Annotated in this window: 28 protein-coding genes; 10 read left to right on the forward strand and 18 right to left on the reverse strand. The window is 63.0% G+C overall.

Annotation, left to right across the window (positions count from 1 at the left end):
* Positions 1–1,295 (forward strand): chaperonin GroEL (groL, locus tag NKH17_RS21735; RefSeq protein ID WP_352972234.1); only part of this gene is annotated, 1,295 nt, incomplete at its 5' end.
* Between the two features lie 235 nt (positions 1,296–1,530).
* Here the strand turns inward: groL and NKH17_RS21740 are convergent.
* A complete protein-coding gene (locus tag NKH17_RS21740; RefSeq protein ID WP_352802565.1) occupies positions 1,531–2,142 on the reverse strand; it encodes a TetR/AcrR family transcriptional regulator in 612 nt (203 codons plus the stop codon).
* 103 nt (positions 2,143–2,245) lie between these two features.
* Here NKH17_RS21740 and NKH17_RS21745 point away from each other — a divergent pair, with 103 nt between their 5' ends.
* From NKH17_RS21745 to NKH17_RS21755, 3 genes are read left to right on the forward strand one after another with little or no spacing between them, the layout of a single operon-like run.
* Positions 2,246–3,256, forward strand: coding sequence for a zinc-dependent alcohol dehydrogenase family protein (locus NKH17_RS21745; RefSeq protein WP_352896762.1), 1,011 nt, complete (start codon positions 2,246–2,248; stop codon positions 3,254–3,256).
* Between the two features lie 51 nt (positions 3,257–3,307).
* On the forward strand, positions 3,308–3,754 hold the full coding sequence (locus NKH17_RS21750; protein WP_352896764.1) for an OsmC family protein: 447 nt from the start codon (positions 3,308–3,310) through the stop codon (positions 3,752–3,754).
* A 17-nt stretch (positions 3,755–3,771) separates the two neighbouring features.
* Positions 3,772–4,158, forward strand: a complete 387-nt coding sequence (locus NKH17_RS21755; protein WP_352896766.1) for a nuclear transport factor 2 family protein — start codon at positions 3,772–3,774, stop codon at positions 4,156–4,158.
* Between the two features lie 102 nt (positions 4,159–4,260).
* Here the strand turns inward: NKH17_RS21755 and NKH17_RS21760 are convergent, their stop codons facing one another.
* Both NKH17_RS21760 and NKH17_RS21765 read right to left on the reverse strand, forming a co-directional pair.
* Entirely contained in the window at positions 4,261–4,776 is a 516-nt protein-coding gene (locus NKH17_RS21760) for an OsmC family protein (protein ID WP_352896768.1), read from the reverse strand.
* A gap of 54 nt (positions 4,777–4,830) precedes the next feature.
* Positions 4,831–5,256, reverse strand: a complete 426-nt coding sequence (locus NKH17_RS21765) for a GFA family protein (protein ID WP_352896770.1) — start codon at positions 5,254–5,256, stop codon at positions 4,831–4,833.
* Positions 5,257–5,438: 182 nt separating this feature from the next.
* Between NKH17_RS21765 and NKH17_RS21770 the strand changes: the two genes are divergently transcribed.
* A complete protein-coding gene (locus NKH17_RS21770) occupies positions 5,439–6,482 on the forward strand; it encodes an AraC family transcriptional regulator (protein ID WP_352896772.1) in 1,044 nt (347 codons plus the stop codon).
* A gap of 60 nt (positions 6,483–6,542) precedes the next feature.
* On the opposite strand, the gene NKH17_RS21775 is transcribed toward NKH17_RS21770, so the two are convergent.
* Together NKH17_RS21775 and NKH17_RS21780 are read right to left on the reverse strand one after the other, a co-directional pair.
* Positions 6,543–7,154, reverse strand: a complete 612-nt coding sequence (locus NKH17_RS21775; RefSeq protein ID WP_352896774.1) for a LysE family translocator — start codon at positions 7,152–7,154, stop codon at positions 6,543–6,545.
* An 86-nt stretch (positions 7,155–7,240) separates the two neighbouring features.
* Positions 7,241–7,714 (reverse strand): nuclear transport factor 2 family protein, encoded by a 474-nt coding sequence (locus NKH17_RS21780; protein ID WP_352896776.1) that lies wholly within the window; start codon positions 7,712–7,714, stop codon positions 7,241–7,243.
* A gap of 116 nt (positions 7,715–7,830) precedes the next feature.
* Between NKH17_RS21780 and NKH17_RS21785 the strand changes: the two genes are divergently transcribed.
* Positions 7,831–8,751, forward strand: coding sequence for an AraC family transcriptional regulator (locus NKH17_RS21785; protein ID WP_352972240.1), 921 nt, complete (start codon positions 7,831–7,833; stop codon positions 8,749–8,751).
* A gap of 38 nt (positions 8,752–8,789) precedes the next feature.
* Here the strand turns inward: NKH17_RS21785 and NKH17_RS21790 are convergent, their stop codons facing one another.
* The 8 genes from NKH17_RS21790 to NKH17_RS21825 all read right to left on the reverse strand — a co-directional run bounded on the left by NKH17_RS21790 (position 8,790) and on the right by NKH17_RS21825 (position 12,485).
* A complete protein-coding gene (locus tag NKH17_RS21790) occupies positions 8,790–9,128 on the reverse strand; it encodes a YkgJ family cysteine cluster protein (protein WP_352896938.1) in 339 nt (112 codons plus the stop codon).
* Positions 9,129–9,178: 50 nt separating this feature from the next.
* On the reverse strand, positions 9,179–9,343 hold the full coding sequence (locus NKH17_RS21795; RefSeq protein WP_023722752.1) for a hypothetical protein: 165 nt from the start codon (positions 9,341–9,343) through the stop codon (positions 9,179–9,181).
* Between the two features lies 1 nt (position 9,344).
* Positions 9,345–9,752, reverse strand: a complete 408-nt coding sequence (locus NKH17_RS21800; protein WP_254820653.1) for a hypothetical protein — start codon at positions 9,750–9,752, stop codon at positions 9,345–9,347.
* On the reverse strand, positions 9,752–9,979 hold the full coding sequence (locus NKH17_RS21805) for a hypothetical protein (protein WP_352479329.1): 228 nt from the start codon (positions 9,977–9,979) through the stop codon (positions 9,752–9,754). Before NKH17_RS21805 ends, NKH17_RS21800 begins: the two co-directional genes overlap by 1 nt.
* Before the next feature lie 472 nt (positions 9,980–10,451).
* The gene (locus NKH17_RS21810) at positions 10,452–10,661 is read right to left on the reverse strand and encodes a cold-shock protein (RefSeq protein WP_010915421.1); all 210 of its coding nucleotides are present in this window, start codon (positions 10,659–10,661) and stop codon (positions 10,452–10,454) included.
* Positions 10,662–10,745: 84 nt separating this feature from the next.
* Complete coding sequence (locus tag NKH17_RS21815) at positions 10,746–10,931, reverse strand: hypothetical protein (RefSeq protein ID WP_352896778.1); 186 nt, start codon at positions 10,929–10,931, stop codon at positions 10,746–10,748.
* 234 nt (positions 10,932–11,165) lie between these two features.
* Entirely contained in the window at positions 11,166–11,957 is a 792-nt protein-coding gene (locus NKH17_RS21820; protein WP_352896780.1) for an SDR family oxidoreductase, read from the reverse strand.
* 66 nt (positions 11,958–12,023) lie between these two features.
* Positions 12,024–12,485, reverse strand: a complete 462-nt coding sequence (locus NKH17_RS21825) for a RidA family protein (RefSeq protein WP_352508858.1) — start codon at positions 12,483–12,485, stop codon at positions 12,024–12,026.
* A 97-nt stretch (positions 12,486–12,582) separates the two neighbouring features.
* Between NKH17_RS21825 and NKH17_RS21830 the strand changes: the two genes are divergently transcribed.
* On the forward strand, positions 12,583–13,434 hold the full coding sequence (locus tag NKH17_RS21830; protein ID WP_352896782.1) for a LysR family transcriptional regulator: 852 nt from the start codon (positions 12,583–12,585) through the stop codon (positions 13,432–13,434).
* Between the two features lie 19 nt (positions 13,435–13,453).
* Here NKH17_RS21830 and NKH17_RS21835 read toward each other — a convergent pair whose 3' ends face one another.
* Both NKH17_RS21835 and NKH17_RS21840 read right to left on the reverse strand, forming a co-directional pair.
* Positions 13,454–14,209 (reverse strand): SDR family NAD(P)-dependent oxidoreductase, encoded by a 756-nt coding sequence (locus tag NKH17_RS21835; protein WP_352896784.1) that lies wholly within the window; start codon positions 14,207–14,209, stop codon positions 13,454–13,456.
* 77 nt (positions 14,210–14,286) lie between these two features.
* A complete protein-coding gene (locus NKH17_RS21840; RefSeq protein WP_352508861.1) occupies positions 14,287–14,955 on the reverse strand; it encodes a glutathione S-transferase family protein in 669 nt (222 codons plus the stop codon).
* Between the two features lie 148 nt (positions 14,956–15,103).
* On the opposite strand from NKH17_RS21840, the gene NKH17_RS21845 reads away from it, so the two are divergent.
* Positions 15,104–15,283 carry a CsbD family protein gene (locus tag NKH17_RS21845; RefSeq protein WP_254820647.1) on the forward strand — a complete coding sequence of 60 codons (180 nt, stop codon included), beginning with the start codon at positions 15,104–15,106 and terminating at the stop codon, positions 15,281–15,283.
* A 65-nt stretch (positions 15,284–15,348) separates the two neighbouring features.
* Here the strand turns inward: NKH17_RS21845 and NKH17_RS21850 are convergent, their stop codons facing one another.
* Positions 15,349–16,479 carry a metallophosphoesterase gene (locus NKH17_RS21850; RefSeq protein ID WP_352896787.1) on the reverse strand — a complete coding sequence of 377 codons (1,131 nt, stop codon included), beginning with the start codon at positions 16,477–16,479 and terminating at the stop codon, positions 15,349–15,351.
* 119 nt (positions 16,480–16,598) lie between these two features.
* On the opposite strand from NKH17_RS21850, the gene NKH17_RS21855 reads away from it, so the two are divergent.
* Positions 16,599–17,192 carry a hypothetical protein gene (locus NKH17_RS21855; protein ID WP_352896789.1) on the forward strand — a complete coding sequence of 198 codons (594 nt, stop codon included), beginning with the start codon at positions 16,599–16,601 and terminating at the stop codon, positions 17,190–17,192.
* Between the two features lie 49 nt (positions 17,193–17,241).
* Here NKH17_RS21855 and NKH17_RS21860 read toward each other — a convergent pair whose 3' ends face one another.
* Positions 17,242–17,853 (reverse strand): LmrA/YxaF family transcription factor, encoded by a 612-nt coding sequence (locus NKH17_RS21860; protein ID WP_352896791.1) that lies wholly within the window; start codon positions 17,851–17,853, stop codon positions 17,242–17,244.
* Positions 17,854–18,003: 150 nt separating this feature from the next.
* Here NKH17_RS21860 and NKH17_RS21865 point away from each other — a divergent pair, with 150 nt between their 5' ends.
* Entirely contained in the window at positions 18,004–18,801 is a 798-nt protein-coding gene (locus NKH17_RS21865; protein WP_352896792.1) for an NIPSNAP family protein, read from the forward strand.
* Positions 18,802–18,844: 43 nt separating this feature from the next.
* Here NKH17_RS21865 and NKH17_RS21870 read toward each other — a convergent pair whose 3' ends face one another.
* Complete coding sequence (locus NKH17_RS21870; RefSeq protein ID WP_352896794.1) at positions 18,845–20,293, reverse strand: amidase; 1,449 nt, start codon at positions 20,291–20,293, stop codon at positions 18,845–18,847.

The following is a 20,293-nucleotide window of genomic DNA, read 5'->3' on the forward strand; positions in this document are numbered from 1 at the left end:
ACCTCGCCGTCGCCGACGTCGTCGCGACGCTGATCAAGAACGCCAAGAAGATCAAGACCTCGGAAGAGGTTGCCCAGGTCGGCACCATCGCCGGCAATGGCGATGCTTCGGTCGGCTCGATGATCGCTGAAGCGATGCAGAAGGTCGGCAATGAGGGCGTCATCACCGTCGAGGAAGCCAAGACCGCCGAGACCGAGCTCGAAGTCGTCGAAGGCATGCAGTTCGACCGCGGCTATCTCTCGCCCTACTTCGTCACCAACGCCGAAAAGATGGTTGCGGATCTGGAAGACGCCTACATCCTCCTCCACGAGAAGAAGCTCTCCAACCTGCAGGCCATGCTGCCGATCCTCGAGGCTGTCGTGCAGACCTCGAAGCCGCTGGTCATCATCTCCGAAGACGTCGAAGGTGAGGCCTTGGCGACGCTGGTCGTCAACAAGTTGCGTGGCGGCCTGAAGATCGCTGCCGTCAAGGCGCCGGGCTTCGGTGATCGCCGTAAGGCCATGCTGGAAGACATCGCCATTCTCACCGGTGGCCAGGTCATCTCCGAAGACCTCGGCATCAAGCTCGAGAATGTCGGCCTCAACATGCTCGGCCGCGCCAAGAAGGTGTCGATCTCCAAGGAGAACACCACCATCGTCGACGGCGCCGGCAAGAAGGCCGAGATCCAGGGCCGCGTCGCCCAGATCAAGCAGCAGATCGAGGAGACCACCTCGGACTACGACAAGGAGAAGCTGCAGGAACGTCTCGCCAAGCTGGCGGGCGGCGTTGCCGTGATCCGCGTCGGCGGTGCGACCGAAGTGGAAGTCAAGGAAAAGAAGGACCGCGTCGATGACGCCCTCAACGCGACCCGCGCGGCCGTCGAAGAAGGCATCGTTCCCGGCGGCGGCGTCGCACTGCTGCGTGCCTCGCTGACCATCAAGGCAACCGGTGCCAACTCCGACCAGACCGCGGGCATCGCCATCGTGCGTCGCGCGCTGCAGGCTCCGGCCCGCCAGATCGCGTCCAACGCCGGTGCGGAAGCATCGATCGTTGCCGGCAAGATCCTCGAGAACAAGGGCGCGACCTTCGGCTACAACGCCCAGACCGGCGAATATGGCGACATGATCGCCATGGGTATCGTCGATCCGGTCAAGGTTGTGCGCACGGCTCTGCAGGACGCGGCCTCGGTCGCCGGCCTCCTGGTCACCACCGAAGCCATGATCGCGGAGGCTCCGAAGAAGGAGTCGGCTGGCGGCGGCATGCCTGGCGGCATGGGCGGCGGCGGCATGGGCGGCATGGGCGGCATGGACTTCTAAGAAGTCCATAAAGCACGCCTATGAACTCAAGTTGCTCAAGCCCGCAAGCGGGCTTGAGTGGCGGCATGGACTTCTAAGAAGTCCATAAAGCACGCCCATGAACTCACGTTGCTCAAGCCCGCAAGCGGGCTTGAGTGGCGGCATGGATTTCTAGTCCAGCCCATCTACCTTCAGATACGAAAAGGGCGGCCGAGAGGTCGCCCTTTTTGTTTGCTTTGCTTAGCGGTTTGCCCGCTCAGACGGCGGCGTCAATCCGCCGCGAGGGTGAGATTTTGGCAGGCAATGCACCCTCAATCAGCGCCGCGACTTCATCGGCTACTGCCAGCACAGGGGCACGGTCGTGGGTGGCGCGTGCGATCACCATCAACCCTTCCAGCGATGATTCGACCAGCAATGCGAGCGCGTGCGCGCGGCGCTCGGGCACCCCTGCCCTGACGAAGGCGGCCCTGAGCAAGCCTATCCACTGCTCGAAAGCCGAGCGGCACAATTCGGCCAACTCCGGCATGTCTGCCGGCGAGTCCAGCACCACGGGCGCGATCGGGCAACCGAGCGTGAACTGATTGTCTTCCAGCATGCGCGCGACCGACTGGTAGATGTGGTGGACAGCCACCGCCGGGTCCCTTTCGGCGGCGAGCGCGGCGCCCAGCCTCTGCGTCACCTCGTCGACGCTGTCGCGCGTCACCTCGATGACCAATTGGTCCTTGCCGCCCGGAAAGTGGAAGTAGAGCGAGCCTCTAGGCGCACCCGAGGCGCTCAATATGTCATTGAGCGAAGTGCCGTGGTAGCCGCGCTGCCTCAGCAGCCGCGCCGTCGTCTCGAGTATGCGGGTCCGGGTGTCGTTCGCCATGTCAACCTCTGTCAGGAGTGAACACTATAGGCCTTGCGTCGAATATAGCAATCGGTCTACATAATATGTAGATCAGTCTACATATTCGGGAGAGAAAGCCGATATGCGCAGTTATCGCCTTGAAGGAACCGGCGGAATCGAACGCCTGGTGAGGCGCGACGAGGCGCAGCCGGCGCCGAAGCAACACGAGATCGCCGTGTGTGTGCGCGCCGCTTCGCTCAACCGCCGCGACACGATGATCCTCAACGGCACCTATCCACTGGCGCCACGCCAGGGCGTTATCCCGCTGAGCGACGGTGCCGGTGAAGTCGTTGCCGTCGGCGATGCCGTCACCCGCTTCGCCGTCGGCGACCGCATCACCGGCAGCTATTTTGCGCGCTGGATCGACGGCCACATCAATGCCGGGCTGATCGACCAGCTCGGTTGCACGCTGGACGGGATGCTGACCGAATACGCGGTGCTCGATGAGCAATGGGCGGTGCGGCTTCCCGATCACCTCGACTGGCATCAAGCGGCGACGCTGACCTGCGCCGGCCTGACCGCCTGGAATGCGGTGACGGCGGCCGAGATGCCGAAGCCCGGCCAATGGGTTCTTGTCATCGGTTCAGGTGGCGTCGCGCTGTTTGCGCTGCAATTCGCCAAGCTGCTCGGCTGCCGGGTCGTGGCCGTCAGTTCGCGCAGCGAGAAGCTGGACCGGCTGCGGGCGCTGGGCGCCGACCTCGTCGTCTCGACAGCCGGCATGCCGGAATGGGGTGCTGCGGTGCGCGAGCAGACCGGCGGCATCGACCTCGTCGTCGAGACCGGCGGCCCGCCGACCTTCGCGCAATCGATGATCGCCTGCGCGCTTTACGGGCGCATCGTGCTTCTGACCATACAGGATGCGAAAGGCGGGACGGTGCAGATCCCCGGCCCGGTCTACCAGCGCAGCCTCGCCACCATCAGCCGGCTGTTCGTCGGCAATCGCACCAACCTCGAAGCCATGCTGCGCGCCATCTCGGTGCATCGGCTTAAGCCTGTCATCGACAAGGTGTTCGCCTTCGACGAGGCCCAAGACGCCTACCGCTATTTCCAGCAAGGCGACGTCTTCGGGAAAGTGGTCGTCGACGGCGCCTGACTGGTTCACCCCCAAAATTCGATCGAGCCTCAAACTAAAAGGAGAGACGCAATGACCATTCGTGAAGCAGAAGCTCAATGGCAGGGATCGTTGAAGGAAGGTTCGGGTCGGCTGAGACTAGGTAGCGGCGTCTTCGAAGGCGCCTACTCCTTCCCGTCGCGTTTCGAGAACGGTCCCGGCACCAACCCGGAGGAATTGATTGCGGCGGCGCATGCCGGCTGCTTCTCGATGGCGCTAAGCGCCATTCTCGGCCGCGAAGGTTACACCCCCGCGCGCATCCACACGACCGCGAAAGCGCATCTCGGCGCCACCGGGGCCGGACCGACGCTGACCCGTATCGAGCTGGAGACCGAGGCAAGCGTCGCCGGGCTGGCGGCGGGAGATTTCGAGCGGCTGGCGCAGACGGCCAAGGAGAGCTGCCTCGTATCGCGGGCGCTGGCCGGCGTCGCCGTGATCACGCTCAAGGCCCGCCTCATCGAAACCGCTACTGATCACTGAAGGGAAAGGAATATCCAATGACACAGGAACTCATCATCGACATCGCCGCGGCCAAACGCTCCGCCGAAACGGCCGAGATCATGCGGCGCTACAACGACGTCTTCCAGCGCCACGACCCATCGGCGCTCGACGACCTGGTGGCGGAAGACTGCGTGATCGAGAACACCACGCCGGCCCCGGACGGCGGCCGCCGCATCGGCAAGGGCGCCTGCGTCGAACTGTGGTCGGCGATCGCGACCGGACCCGGCACGCGCTTCGACATCGAAGAAACCTTCGTCGCCGGAGACCGGGCGACGATCCGCTGGCGCTACTGGATGGCCGACGGCAATTCGCTGCGCGGCGTCAACCTGATGCGCGTGGCGGACGGGCAGATCGTCGAGGCAATGGGCTACGTGAAGGGATAACGCTTGGCGCGACCAGCTGCATTCAGCCAAGCTGCATTCAGTGAGGCCGCGCTCAGGCCCAGCCAGGAATCCCCAAAGTTTAGGATTCCGGGCAGGGCGCGGTTACCGCACGACTTTGTGAAGCTTCACGAAGGTCTTGGGACTGCGCTGGATCGTCTGGAAGATCACGCAGTAGCGATCGGTGAGCTCGAGCAGGTCAGTCAGCCGGTCTTGCGCAACGTCGGTCTCGATGTCGAACCGCAGGCGGATCTCCTTGAAGCCGACCGGCACACCTTCGGTGACGCCGAGCGTGCCGCGAAGATCGACGTCGCCCTCGGCGGAGATTTCGGCCGACTTGATCGGTATTTCGAGGACGGCGGCCGCCGCCCTCATCGAAACGCCGGCGCATGCGATAAGGGCTTCCAGCAGCATGTCGCCGGAACAAAGCTCCTGCCCGCTGCCCCGGGCCTTCGGATGGATGCCCGCCAGCGCGAGCCCACGTCCTGTCTCGACCTTGCAAGTGACCTTGGAGTCGTCGGCACTGCCCTTGGCCTTCAGCGTAAGAAGTGTCGCCCGCGCATCCTTGCGATATAGACCCTTGATCGGCTCCTGCGTGGCGCGAAATGTGGTGATGTCCATGCATATTCTCCTGTCGTGAGATGTCGCTGTTCGAAATCGTAGGTCATTGCCGGGTTACTCCGGCACGCTCACGCCCGAGCCCCCGAGTTCGGCGGGGAGGTCCTTCAGCTTCGGCAATCCATCCTTCATCGGCAGGACCGTCTCGGCGTAGTTGACGTGAACCCCCGGCGTGAACTTCACCGTCGGTATCGTGGCCGCATAGACGTCGACCAGTCCGAGCGGCGGATGATCGGTCATCAGATGGCCGCCGCACTTCGTGCAGAACTGACGGTCGCTCATGTTTGACTTCTCGAAGCCGGACAGGAACTCCTCGCCCTTGGTGACCTTGACGTTTTCCGGCTTCCACAGCGTGAACGCGTTCACGGGAGACGCCGACCACGAACGACAGGAACTGCAATGGCAGTAGCCCATTGCCTCGGCCGCTCCGTGCACTTCGATTTCCACGGCGCCGCAAAAACACCCGCCCTTATGTATCGTCATAACTTAGATCCTCATTTTTCTTGAGTTCGACTGCGCTCAGCACCTGATTTGAGACAGAGCTCAGCGCCGACGGGTTTAAAGCTTCCGGCAATGAACGGAATGACGGGGCGTCCGCCTCACTTGACAGCGCGTCCGGAACTCGAAAGGGATGTCGCGCCGGGTTGCCGCGCAACTTACGGGACATGGATGGAATGGCCGGGGACCCTCTGTCTGACCTCTTGAAAAAGGTGCGTCTAACCGGCGCGACATTTTTCGACATCGCGGCCCAGGACCCCTGGGCGGTCTGCTCGCCCTCCCCCGCCTCGATACTGCCGAGGATACTGCCGGGCGCGGATCACCTGATTTCCTACCACGTGCTCACGGCCGGCCGCTGCTTCGCCCGCATCATCGGCAAGGAGGCGATACCCGTGGAGGCCGGCGAAGTCGTGGTCTTCACCAGGAGCGATCCGCATATCATGTCGAGCGATCCGGCCCTGCGCGCGGATCCGCCGACCGCGGATGTGCTGGATATCGCCGCCGCCAGCCAGACACCGTTTCCCATCAACTACGTCAAGGACGGATCGCTGTCGGCCCGGCTGGTATGCGGCTATCTCGCTTGCGATGCGCTGCCCTTCAATCCGCTGCTCGAAGCGCTGCCGCCGGTCATCAAGGCCGGAGACGTGAAAGGCGACGGCGGCTGGCTCGGCCAGTTCATCAAGCTGGCGGTGTCGGAGGTCGCGGAAAAGCGTGCGGGCAGCGAGACGGTGCTCACCAAGCTCAGCGAATTGATGTTCGTCGACGTGCTGCGCCGTTATGTGGAGTCGCTGCCGCCACAACAAACCGGCTGGCTGGCGGGCCTGCGCGATCCGCATCTGAGCAAGGCGCTGGCGCTGATCCACGACCGGCCGGCGCACAATTGGACGGTGGAGGCGCTGGCGAAGGAGGCCGCGCTGTCGCGCACCGTGCTGGCCGAGCGCTTCACCAGGCTCGTCGGGATGCCGCCGGTGCACTATCTCGCCAAATGGCGGATGCAGATTGCCTCGGAACTGCTCAGCACCGGCAACAGCAACGTCGCAAACATGGCGGCGGAAATCGGCTACGAGTCCGAGGCGGCGTTCAGCCGTGCCTTCAAGAAGATGATCGGCGTCCCGCCATCGGCCTGGCGGCTGGGTGTTCGCGCTGCGCCCGGTTTCGGAGGCGGCGAGGCTTCCGAAACCGCAGGCGGGCCGGCCGATCCGCAGCGGTAAGCATTCCAGGAAGGGTGTGAAAACGGTTTCCCGTCCGGAATTGCGTCAAAAGAGCGAGAGCTACCGGTCCGCCAGCGCCAGTTTGGCGCCGAGCATGACAAAGGCTCCGGCGAAGGTACGGTGCATCCAGGTCAGCACCTTTGGCCGCGACACGACATGGCTGCGGATCGACGCCGCGAAAACGCCGTAGCCGACAAAGACCACGAAGGTGAGCAGCATGAAGATGCTGCTGAGCTCCAGCATCTTCGACAGCGCATGCGGTTCGGTGGTGCTGACGAATTGCGGCAGGAAGGCAAAGAAGAAGATCGACAGCTTCGGATTGAGGATGTTAATCAGAATGCCGGAGGCGATCATTTTGCCGGCGGATCGCGCCGCGACATCTTCTTCGACGCTCAGGCCGCCCTTCTCCTTCAGCGTATTCCAGGCCATGTAGAGAAGATAGGCGACGCCGAGATATTTCAGCGTTTCGAAGGCGACCGCACTCGTATGCAGCAGAGCCGCGAGGCCGGTGATGGCGGCCGCCATGTGCGGAATGATGCCGAGCGTGCAGCCGACAGCGGCAATGATGCTGGCGCGCGCACCACGCGAAAGCCCGGCGCTCAGCGTATAGAGAACGCCAGTGCCGGGCGAAGCCACGACAATCAGCGACGTCAACAGGAATTCGATGCTCACGGATGGTCTCCCGGCGTTGGCCCTGCCGCCGGCAGCGTAATCAGCGAAGCGTGCGGGCACAAGCCAGCCTGAGAGCCTATGCGAATTCAGATCATGCTGTTGGCGTGCAGCTTGCTGTCGGCGATGGGCTGCCGAACTTCCCAGTGTTCGACGAGTTTGCTGTCCTTCAGCCTGAAAATGTCGACGATGGCCAAGCCTTCCTCCTCCGGTTCGCGTTTTGCGTGCATGTGCACGATGACGAAATCCCCTTCGGCAAAAATCCGCTTCACCTCTCCCCTCACGAGGGGAAATGACTGTTTGAGCTGCTGCAGATAGGCTTTGAAGCCGTCCGCGCCATCCGCAATGTTCGGATTGTGCTGGATGTAGCGTTCGCCAAAATGCATCGAAGCAGCTTCGATGTTGCCCTGGTTTACCGCTTTGTCGATGAAGTCCAGGACGATCATCTTGTTGGTCTCGAGCGAACTATGAATCTTGGCTGGAAGTGGATTTGATGGTTCGTCACGCATGTTTTGCTCCGTCAGGTGCCTGCTTCTGCCCGGTGCGGACAGAAGCGTCCGCACGCCGACATTGCCAACATAATCTGTCGCGATTGTGAGATGGTCGATACGCTATTCACCTGGATTCTTATCCAATCGTCTAATATCGTCATCTGGTTCATCGTCGGAGGATGGTTCTCATGGACGCCTTGTCCGAAGTTCTTGCTTCGCTGCGATTTGGCAGCGCCATGATCGGCAGCGCGACCCTGCATCGGCCGTGGGGTATTTCGGTCGATCCGACAAGGAATGCCGCCATCCACGTCATACAGAACGGCGAATGCTGGCTGCGGCTAGCCGGTGAAAAGGAGTCGATCCGCTTGGGCGAAGGAGACGTCATCCTTGTCGCGAGCGGAGTGGGACATGCTCTTTGTAATCCGTTGGATGCACCAACGGCATCTATATCCGCCGTCCTTTCCGCAAATCGGAGCGGACCAGAACCGAAAAGCGAGAGCGGCGCGACAACTCTTCTTTGTGCGAGATATTCACTCGACGGCGTCGGGCCATATCCGATGGTTTCGCTGTTTCCTCCGCTGATTCATTTGACCCGGAATCAGATCGACACCAGCGAGCCGCTGCGGCTTGCCCTGGAACTTCTGCAGGTCGAAGCGAAAGGCAATCTCGGCGGCCACGACATTGTCGCCCCACGCCTTCTCGACAGCACGTTGATCTTCTTGCTGCGTGCCTGGATAGAACATCAGCCTCTCGGAACAGGAGGATGGTTTGGCGCCTTGCGCGACAAAGGCATTGCGCAGGCTTTGCGCATGATCCACGAGCAGCCGGGCAATCCCTGGACCATCGCTTCCCTTGCCAGCGGCGCGGCACAGTCTCGAGCCACCTTCGCGCGTCGCTTCGCTCAACTGGTAGGACAGCCGCCGCTATCCTATGTGACCCGGTGGCGGATGAACCTTGCCGCCAGGGCTCTGCGGGAAACGAACCAGAACATTGGCGAGATCGGGCGCGCCGTGGGATATGAATCGGTGCCATCGTTCTCGCAGGCGTTCAAACGGTTGACCGGAAGATCGCCCGGCCTCTACCGCAGCGACTTTCGATCATCCGACTGAGGAAATTTAAACTGGGGACGCCAGCACGTGTGCTGTCATTACAGCGTCGGCAGTCCGTGAGCCCGGCGCGCCATCAGGCAGTCGTCATCGCCCGGCATGCACGCGCGGCAGACGTCGGGACGGATCTCGTAGATTCCGCAGGCGGTCGACTTGCCGACTTCGCCGCACAGTGCCGAACAGCGCGCGCCCTCGCAGCGCATGCCGGCTTCGTCGGCAGCCACGTATTTTTGCGGGATAAGGTCGAGCTGCGCGTCATCCTCGGTGGAGAAGCGCGGCCATCTGGACGAGTAGGCGCAGCAGGCGCCACAAGTCTGGCAATCGAAGGCAACCGGACCGGCGCCCTCTTGTGGCGACGAAAAATCCTCTGCGACCGCCAGAGCAAGCAGCCTTGGCGCAGATTTCCGGCCGGCATTTTGCTGCAAGGGTGCTATTTCTTCTTCGGCTTGCGCGGCGGTGCTTCGGCTGGCGACCTGAACAGATCGGTGCCCGCTTCGGCGGCTTCGCCGGTTTTTGGCGCGGCGGCCGGCTTGGCCGGCTTCACGGCGGCAGCAGGTGCTGCCGGTTGCCCCTTGGCGGAAAACTTGATTGCCATATCAATCCTCGTCAGAGAAACGCGATGATGGCGCGTTCGGATTGCGAAGGCGGCCGATGAGCGCCGAAACGGCCGTGATGTTCATTTCTTCGGGCGACCAGTTCCTGGCCTCCTCGATGTGCCGGGGGGCCAGCTCGCGATGCGTGCTGCCGCTGTACGCGGCGTCCTGAAAGGTCACGCGCTCGTGCGTCTTGGCGTTTTCCCGGACATATTCGATCAGGTAATTGGGGCATTCGGCGCGGCCGCGCACGCCGAGCCGCACCTGGGCATCGCCGTGGACACGCCGGCAGCGCTCGAGCTTTTCGAGCACGCGCCGGACATATTCGACCGGCTTGTCGAGTTCGCCTACGACATCGGCAATGGTCGAATCGGCGGCGATCGCCTTTTGAGGCACACGTTTGGTGGCCATCAGCGTTTGCCTGCGCGTTTTGGCGAGGCCGCGAGCGCAGCCGTTGCCGCGATGTCATCGGCTTCCTTTTCCAGCCGCAGTTCGCGCAGCCGCGCGGTCTTGGCTTCGCGGGCCTGGCTGACGGCATCCCGTTCGGAATTGATGCGGTCGAGCGACATCGACTGGGTCCGCGTCTTGCTGAAGATGGATTCAGCCTGGTCGCGGGTTTTTTTTGAAGTTTCGGTCAAGGTCTTTCTCCCGGTTCGGAGCGCGCCGCCCAAAAGGTGACGAGACTGGTCTTTCGGCCAGGATCCCGCACAAAGCAATACGGCAGCCGGTTTCAAATTGCTGGGAAATTCTACTCTGACGGCCCATCTGATGGCGCTTTACGCGCTTCCGGTGCTCACGGGCCCAAATGTCCGCTGCGCTCCGGTTCTCGAAACCACCACCATATGACTCGCCAGAGCGAATTTCGAAACAGCCTCTTAGCACGTCCGGGCCGTCGAGCAGCGCTCTTTCGGCGGTCGAAGCGCAAAAATGAAAAAGGCCAGGCACCGCCTGACCTTCCATGAGAGCGCCTGCGCATCCCGAGAGACGCGCAAAGAGACGCTCTTCTCATGCGCATGAACTGGGGACTTAGCCTCCCTGCGATCATGCGCTGGAATTAGCCATTCACCGGTGCCAGTACATCCGTGGTCACCGGTGAGGCTGAATTCCGTTTTACGCCGCCTTCAACTGGTCGGCGGACATCTTGCCCGACTTGTTGTCGCGGACCATCTCGTAGCCAAGCTTCTGGCCCTCGACGATGTCGCGCATTCCGGCGCGCTCGACGGCTGAGATGTGGACAAAAACGTCGGCAGAACCGTCGTCAGGCTGAATAAAACCAAAACCCTTGGTGGCGTTGAACCATTTAACTGTGCCTGTGCTCATAACGAACCCTTTCCATGGCAAATATTCGTTCGTCGTCATGCGGATGCACAACAACGTTTGTCTCGATTTTGATGGGGAAGTTCGTCAAAGGCGCGCCTTGGCACGCGGATAACAAAAGTCGGTCAAACAAACATCGACAAAATTCTTATAGACTTCTTTGCGCGCCGTGTCAATTTTTTGATTTGCGACACTCGCCGAGACGCGCGTCGGCGACCGGCGCGCCGGCAAATCCGACAGCAAAAGCCGGGCTATTGCCTGCCAAAAAACCACTTGGAGCTCTTTGTTTTTGCGCAAATCCGGACGGAAAATCGTTCACACTTGTCCTGGAATTGCTCCAGCCGGGAACCATTTCGGCGCCAGGGCATTTTTTTCGATGTCGAAAGCCGTTCTCGAAAAGCGATCTTGAGCAAGGCGGATGACAAACAGGACGCCCCCGCGCAGATAAAAGGCACGAGGGGCGTTCCTGTGAGATGCACGCAATCGTGCCGTCATATCACCTGCCCCTCACAGCATGCCGCGGCTGAGTCCACCATCCACCGGCAACGCCACTCCGGTGATATAGGCGGCGTCGTCGCTGGCCAGGAACGCAGCGACCGCGCCGAACTCGGCGGGGGTGCCATAACGCTTTGCCGGGATTTCGGCCTGACTCTCGGCGGCGATCACGGCGGCGTCGACACCCCTGTCGGCTGCGTCCATGGCGTCGAACTCTTTCGTCCGGTCCGTCGCAAAACGGCCCGGCAGCAACAGGTTGACGGTGACGCCGTCCGCCGCCACTTCGCCGGCCAGCGTCTTGGCCCAGCCGGCGAGCGACGCACGCAGCGCATTCGAAGCGGTGAGGCCGGGGATCGGCTCGCGGACGGATGTAGAGGAAACGGCGATAATGCGCCCCCAGCGCCGCGCCCGCATGCCTGGCAGGAAAGAAATGGCGATGCGCATCTGGCTCAGCACCATGCTGGTGAACTGCTTCTCCCAGACGCTCGCATCGAAGACGCTGGCCGCGAAGGGCGGCGGGCCGCCGCCATTGAGCAGGACGATGTCGATCCGCTGATGCTCGTCCTCGACGGCACGGATCAGTCGGGAGACGCTGTTGTTGTCGGAGAGATCGGCGCTGAAGGTCGAGCAGATGTGGCCGGCGGCCTCGATCGCGCGCCGTGCCGCATCCAGGGTCGCCTCCCCTCGTCCGACCAGGATGATCTCGGCACCTTTCGCCGCGAGCGCTTCGGCAACGCCGAAACCGAGGCCCTTGCCTCCGCCGAGAACAAGTGCCCTCCGTCCCTCAAGATTTGCACTTATCAAGCCAAGCCTCCTCCTGGTTCGACTGCGTAGCCTCGGGTCAGGCCCGAGGGCATGCTTTGGGGTGCATCAGCGGACATGCACGATAGCGTCGGCTTCGACCGGAACATTGGCCGGCAAGCCGGCCATGCCGAGCGAGCAGCGGGCGTGCTCGCCACGCCCGCCGAAAACATGGAGCAGAAATTCGGATGCTCCGTTGCCGACCTCCGAATAGGCCGAAAAGCCGGCCGCCGCATTCACATAGACGGTCAGCTTGGCGAATTTCACGACGCGGTCGAGATTGCCGTCCAGTTCCTTGTCCAGCCAATAGACGACGTTGGCCGCGCAAAGCCGGGCGGCGTTGCGCGCAGCAGCCAGATCGATCTCTGCGCCAACCCGGCCGATTGCGGCGATATCCGACCCGATCTCGGGTATCTGGCCGGAGACATAGACGATGTCAGCGACGCGAACCGTCGGCGAGAACGGCAAAGCGGGCCGCTCGAGCGACGGCCAGGCGACACCGAACTCCTCAAATCTTCTTCTGTAGGACAAGGTGGCTGCTCCTGTTTTCGTTCGCGCGAGCAGACCTTGAATTCAGATCTGGCTTTCGGATAGCCTGATAATGCTGACACAGCTATCAGGAATTCTTATGACCGGAGATATCGACGTCAGACTGCTGCGCGCCTTCGTCACCGTGGCCGATACCGGGACGGTGAGCCGGGCAGCCGATCGGCTTGCCCGCACCCAGGCGGCGGTGAGCATGCAGCTTCAGCGCCTCGAGGGCGAAGTCGGCGCGGAGCTGCTGCACCGCTCGCCGCGGGGCGTGACGCTGACCGAGGCCGGCGAGATCCTGCTCGCCTTCGCCCGCAAGGCCATCGCGATCGGCGACGATGCCAGGCGTGAGATTGAAGGCCGCAGGCTGGTCGGCCGTGTCCGGCTGGGCATCGTCGAGGATTTGGCGGTAACGCGGCTGCCGTTGATCATCGCCGACTTCCGGCGCCGGCATCCTTCCGTGGAGATCGAACTGACATCGGCCAGCAGCAGCGATCTCAGCAAGGCGTTGGGCGAAGGAAGATGCGACATCGTCATGGCCGATCCAGCGCGCTTCACAATGGCGCCGCGAGGCCATCTGTCGCGACAGCTGGTCTGGGCGGCAAGCCGCATGATCGAGATCGACGACGAGGTCGAGCTGCCGCTGATCATCTTCGAAGGCGCCTGCTCCTGGCAGGACAGGATGCTGGCTTCGCTCGCCGAGGCCGGGATCGGCTGGAAGATCGGCTGCCGCGTGTCGACCTTCGCGACACTAATCTCGGCGCTGAGGGCCGGGCTTGGCATCGGGCTTCTGCTGCAGGAGGGGCTGCCGCCCGATTGCCAAAGCCTCAACGGACGCTTCAACCTGCCGCCGGCGCCGACGGCGGATTTCGGCGTCTACCTCGCGACGGACCCGTCGCGGCTGGTCGAGGAATGTGGGGACTTCCTGCGGGCGGGATTCGAGGCGTAGCGAAAAGATCCGACGCCGTTCATCGTTCCTGGTCGGTCGGGCGGATGACGATCTCGTTGACGTTGACGTGCGGCGGCTGGCTCACGGCGTAGAGAATGGCCGCGGCGATGTCCTCGGCGGTCAGCGCCTCCATGGCGGCGAGCCGCTTGTCCAGATCAGCCTTGAACGCCGGATTGGTGATGTGGTCGCCGAGCTCGGTGCGCACCAGGCCGGGCTCGATGACGGTGACGCGAACCTTGTCGGCGTAGACTTCGCGGCGCAGCGATTCGGAAAAGCCGACGACACCGAACTTGGTTGCTGCGTAGCCGCTGGCCCCCGGATTGGCGACACGGCCGGCGACCGACGAGACGTTGACGATGTGACCCTTGGCGGCCCTGAGATGCGGCAGCGCCGCCTTGGTGACCCCCATCAGCGCCAGCAGGTTGAGCTCGACCATGCGGCGCCAGTCGTCGAGCACCGCTTCGGCGGCCGGCGACAGAAGCATCACCCCGGCATTGTTGACGAGGATGTCGAGGCGGCTCCATTCGTCGACAACCTTGTCGACCATGCCGGTGACATCATCGTTGCTGGTGACGTCGGCCTCGATGCGGAGCGCCGCGCCGCCGGCCTTTTCTATACGCGCGGCCAGCGCTTCGAGGCGATCGGCCCGGCGCGCCGCAATCGCCACCTTGGCCCCGGCGGCGGCCAAAGCCGCAGCGGTCGCCTCGCCAATGCCCGACGATGCGCCGGTGACCAGCGCAACCTTGCCGGCCAATGCGGAAGGAACAGATATCATTGTGAAGTCTCCAAGGCCCCAGCCCGATCTTCAGATAGGCCGCGGGCGGCGAAGTGGAAGACCAGCTTTGCTCGGCTCTATTCGTCTGGGCCGGGCTCCGGCCAAGGCTCTTTCGCCGCCTCGGCATACCAGTGGCGCATCGCCGGCATCGAAAGCACGGCGTCGACATAGGCGCGGGTATCGGTTGCCAGCGTGCCGCCATAGGTGTCGAAGCGGGTGACGACCGGCGCGTACATGGCGTCGGCCGCGGTGAAATGGCCAAACAGGAACGGGCCGCCTTTGCCGTATTTTTCGCGGCATTCGCGCCATAGCTCCTCGATGCGCGCCCGTTGTGCCTCACCTTCGGCGTCGAGCGGCTTGTGGCCTTTTGGCCGGCGCAAATTCATCGGCCAGCCGTAGCGGACCTCGCGAAAGCCGGAATGCATCTCTGTCGCCGCCGAGCGGGCCAGTGCGCGGGCGCCGATGTCGGCCGGCCAGAGCTTTTTCCCAGGAAACAGCTCGGCGAGGTATTCAAGGATGGCAAGGGTTTCCCAGACGATCCGGACCTCGCCATTCGGCAGCCGATGGTTCAGCACCGGCACCTGGCCTGTCGGCGATATCCTGGCCAGATTGGCCGCGGTCTCGGGCGTGCGCAGGCGCACAAGACCTTCCTCGAACGGGATCTCCAGATACTTCATCGCCAGCCACGGCCTCAGTGACCACGACGAAAAACATTTGTTGCCGATGAAGAGCGTGAATTCAGCCATTGTCCCTCCGGCCCCTGTCTGTTCGGGCGTCCTGGCGCACCCTATCCTGTCGGCTTCGCGGCCGGAAGCTATCGCAATCGACGGGCCGAACCCGGAACCTAAGCGATCCGCGACCGTTTCTCCAGGCGAACGGTTCAGGAGATGCGAGATGGTGAACAAGGATCAGGTTGCCGGCGTTGCCAAGCAAGCCAAGGGCTCGGTCAAGCAGACCGCCGGCAAGGCCACCGGCAACAGGCGCACCGAGGCCGAAGGCGACGTCGACAAGGCGACCGGCAAGATGCAGAAGGCTTACGGCGACGTGAAGGACAAGGTGAAGAAGGCGCTTTGACGCCGAGCTCTTCGCAAACCAGAAAAAGGCGGCTCGGCCGCCTTTTTTGCGCCCTCTCCTGCTTGTCAGAAAGTCAGGCTTTTGCTGTACGCATTGGTGAAGGCGACCTCGCCATGATCTCCGGCGGCTTCGCCCAGCACCACATCCATGCTGCTGCCGGTCACCCGCGCCAACGCGAAGCCGCCCATGAAGGCAGCCTTCGGCTTGAACAAATCGAGCCCGTCACGGTGGTAGATCATCGGCGTCGCGTGCTGGTGGCCATGGAAGATGCCGACGACGTTGTAGCCCTTCAGCACAGCCAGCAGCGCCTGCCTGTCGGCTTCGCTCCACCAATGCGGTGGGCCCGTGCCGTTGTCGTCGAAGGTCTTCTCGGCGGCATCCCATCTTTCGATCGAAAAATTATCCCAGCCATAATGCTGGAACAGGATGACCGGGCGGCCGTCGCCGGCATAGGTCGCCAGGTCCTGCTTCAGCCATGGCAGGCTGCTGACTGCGCCATGGCCGGTATCGCCGGCAAAACGGTGCGTCTGGACAAGATGCAGACCGCCCCAATCCCATGAATAGCAATCGGTCTCGAGATCGTAGTTGGTCGCCGGCGCGGGCGGCTTGAAGAAAACGCCGGGGCGGTGATTGACCTCGACGTAGTCGCGCATTTCGCGGCGGTACCAGTCGACATGCGAGCGTGGGCCGTTCTGGTCGAGGTCGTGATTGCCGAGGCCGACATAGACCGGCATGTGCACGCGGTCGGGGCCAACGCCCTGCTGGTAGCGCTGGCTGAACTGGAGCAGCTGCGTGCCTTCGCTGGGCTGGGTGATCTGGCCGCCACCATCATCGGTGATGTCGCCGCCAACGACGAGGCCGAGCGGCGTGCCGATATTGCCCGTCGAATGCAGACCGGTGGCGACGCCGTTGACTTCAGCCGGCCATTGTCTGTCGGCGATGCCGTTGAGCGCGGCGACATTGCGCAGCAGGGCGGCGTCGGTCTTGCCCTCCTGCTCGCAGTGCGGGCTCAATCCGTTCGCCATGCGGCAGGCATGGACATCAGCGATAAACAAGAAGGTGGCGTCGATCGGCGGAATGCGCTGCCCGGTCTGGCCGAAGGCCGGGCGCGAAACGGCGCCGGCCGCGGCAACGGCCGCTGCCTTCATCAGGAAACTGCGCCGGGAGACCGGTCGGGCGGAAATGCGATGCATCATGCGCTAAAATTCAGCACGACGCGAACCGGCAGTCCAGTTGCTCGCAAAGTGTGTCGACACGTTCTCCCAGGTCTGGCATTGCTTTCGGCATTCAACTTGCGCGGGCAGAGGAGGACGCCATGAAAACTGCATCCATCGGCATGACAATGGCGATCCTGGCGATGACGAGCGCAGCGCACGCCTCCGCGTGCATCGACGCCAAATCGGCCAAGGCCGGCTTCGTTCTCGAAAGGCCTGGCATCCACAGCGAATTTCGTCCGGCGGCGGGCGGAATGGTGGCGGTTGCCAACAAATACCAGTCGCAATCGCCGCAGTCGCAGTACCTGTTCGGCGGTCTGATCGAAGTGTTTCGCGACAGCAGTACAGGGCAGATGGCGATGATCCCGTTCTCCGATCTCAGGAAGGTGTTCCCACTGAAGGCGGGGGCCAAGAGCAAGATCGTGTTTGCCCGTCTTGCACCGAACAAGCCGCCGAAGGCCACCGAGACGCTGGAGATCAACGTCAAGGGCAAGGAGACGTTCAGCCTGGGTGATTGCAAATACGCCGTGCTCGCGGTCAAGCAGACGATCAGGAGCGAGGCCGGCGAGACGCGGGACGAGTTCACCGCGCTTTACGCACCCGATCTGCAGGCAGTTGTGGCCAGGCGCTATGACGAGGGCACCAGCGCCGAAAGCGTGGTCGGCTACGAGCTGATCAAGCCGCTAGCGAATTAAGAGCTCGGCCTCCCCGCCTCGGTCATAGTGAGCGACGGTCCTGCGGGCGTCAAAGGGCTCTGTGCAGTATCCTGCTACGTCGCCTCGTTCCTGTTTTGGACGACATAACTCCCTGCTCCAACGCCATCAGGCAGTCGCGCAGCACGCTTGCGTCCTGTGCGGTCTTGGCCATCGACATGGCGCCCGAATAGCTGGCGACGGCGAGCGCTGCGAAGCGCTGCGGATCGGTGCCCAGCTCCCGTCCCGCCCGCTGGTCGGCGCTGATCTTGTCGGCGATCGCCTGGCGCCAGGCCGAAAAAATGCCGGCAAGGGCAATGCGGAAATCCGGATCGGCAAGCGACAGTTCATGCGCCAGGTTGTTGAGCGGGCAACCGCGCACGAAACCTTGCCGCTCCAGCTCCGCCGCGACGGCCGCGAACACGGAGCGCACGCCCTCGCGCGCTGAGGGAGCCATCCGCACCGGTGCGATCCATATCTCTTCGACCGCGGCGGCGACCCGCTCCTCGATCACTGCAAGCGCCAGCGCCTTCTTGGTCGCGAAATGGTGGTGCAGCGCACCACCGGTGACGCCCGCCGTCGCCATCAGGTCGCCCATGCTGGACGCATGATAGCCGCGTGCCTGAAACGCCTCCTCGGCGACGTCGAGCACTTTCTTGCGCATGCCTTCGGGGTCGTTGGTGCGTTTTTGAGCCCGCGACCTTGGGCGAGCGGATATCTCTGCTGACATCTTCACACGATAGCAGATTGACAACACAGGACAACCGGTCTGTTTTGCAAAACAGGATGACTGTCCTGTTTTGGAGCTCGCGCGATGAACCTGCCTTTGAACGCCATACCTAATCCCGATCTGCTCGCCTCGCCGGTCGTCGAACTCAGGCAATACACGCTGAAACCCGGCCGGCGCGAGACGCTGATCGGCATCTTCGACAATCACTTGGTCGAGGGGCAGGAAACCGCGGGAATGACCATCATCGGCCAGTTCCGCGATCTCGACCGGCCGGACACGTTCGTCTGGCTGCGCGGCTTCGACGGCATGGAAGCGCGGAAAAACGCTCTGACCGCCTTCTATGACGGGCCGGTCTGGGCTGCCTGGCGCGACGCCGCCAACGCCACGATGATCGATTCCGACGACGTGCTGCTGCTGAGGCCGGCCTGGCCGGGCGCCGGCTTCGACCTCTCGGGATCGCAACGAGCAATCCAGACGGATCTCGAAGAACCAAGCACAAGCAATGCTTTGCAGACAATTGTTGTCATCAAGATTCATCATCTGCGACCGGGCCTGGAAGCCGGCTTCGCCAGGGACTTCCAGATCGCGGCTCTTCCGGTGCTTGCCGCACTTGGCGCACAGCCGCTGGCCGCCTTCGTCACCGAACATGCCGAAAACAGCTTTCCGCGGCTGCCGGTGCGGGCCAGCGAAAACGTCTTCATCAGCGTCACGGGTTTCGCCAGCGCCGAAGCGTATGCCCGGCACGAAGCGGCCTTGGCCGCCTCCCCGGAGTGGCAGGCGCTTCAGCAGACCGTACAAGGGGAATTCGCCAGGCCCGCGGAGGTTTTGCGTCTGTTACCGACGGAGCGATCGCTGCTCGGGCAGCACCCAATTTCGGTATGAACCAACATCGTCGACGCCCCCTACGTCGCCGGAGCCTCCTGGTTCATGCCTGAAAGTGTCTGGCATGGATCGCCTGGTAAAGCGCCGTCCATGCGGTTGCCTGCTCCAGGTCAAGGGAAACACGAAGCAGCCGGTGGTCGTCGTTCTTGCGGCCAATAAGCTGAATGCCAATCGGCAGGCCGCCCTTCGACTGAAAAAGCGGCAGGCTGGCGGCCGGTTGCCCGGTGACATTAAAGATTTCGGTGAAGGGCGCAAAGCCGTAGGCCCGGCTCGCCCAAGCCTCGTAATCGAAGAGAGCACCATCGCCATGGATGGCGCCAAGCCGGGGCGTAAGCTCGGCCGTCGTCGGCGTCATGATCAGGTCGAACCCATCGAACGCCATCGCCATCGCCAGCGAAGCGCTGTGCACATGGTCCAGCGCTCTGAGATAATCGGCGGCCGAGGATCGCCGAAAACTGTCGAGAGCGTGACGAGTCAGGCTTTCGATTTCGCCGGCCCCCGGCATCCGCCCGATCTCGTCGGCGCGCTCGCCAACCAGCCGCGCAACCTCCGACATCCAGAAGATACCCCAGTCCGCTTCGGCGCTGGCTTCCCGCGGGAAACGCGCCTCTGTGACCTCGTGCCCCATGTCCTCGAGGAGGATCATGGCTTCCTGGAATTTTGCCCCGATCTCGGACGCGACCGGCGTGCCATCCGGCCGGTGCGCCAGGCACGCGACGCGCAGACGCTCGCCGGGGGAAGACAGCCAGTGCAGGTAGGACGGCACCGATTTCGGCACGGAGTAAGGCGCTCCTTGTTCTGGACCGGCAGTCATGTCCAGCATGGCGGCGCTGTCCCGAACGGTGCGGGACAGGACGTTCTCAGCGTAGAGCCCGGCGCCGACCTGACCTCGACCAGGCCCGACAGGCGTGAGCCCGCGCGACGGCTTCATGCCGAACACGCCGCAACAGGCAGCCGGCACCCGGATCGATCCGCCGATATCGGAGCCGTGGGCGACCGCCACCATGCCGCTTGCCACTGCGGCAGCAGCACCACCGCTCGAACCGCCCGCCGTCAGCGAAGGATCCCAGGGGTTCAAGGTAGGGCCGCGAAAGCTGGGTTCAGTCACGAAGTCGTTGGCAAATTCAGGCGTGTTTGTCTTGCCCAGCAAGATCAGACCGGCGGCCCGCCAGCGCCGGACGATCTCGCTGTCGGGCTTCGGCGCGGCATCCTTGAAGTAGAGCGACGAGTGCGTCGTCGGCCACTCCCGTACATTGACGCCGGTGTCCTTGACCAAGAAGGGAATGCCGGCGAGTGCGGCCTGCCGGTTGCAGCTTGCCGCCGCGGAAAGCGCCCGGTCCGCATCCATCAGTGTCACGGCATTGATGGCGGGATTGATGCTTTCGATCGCTTCGATAGCCGCCTCAACGACCTCGACAGCCGACAGTTCACCCGAGCGAACATGCCGGGCCAGGGCGACGGCATCCAACGCCACGTATTCGGAAAGGTTCAT

Source organism: Mesorhizobium sp. M1334, assembly GCF_040317995.1.
In the GTDB taxonomy this organism is placed as follows: Bacteria; Pseudomonadota; Alphaproteobacteria; order Rhizobiales; family Rhizobiaceae; genus Mesorhizobium.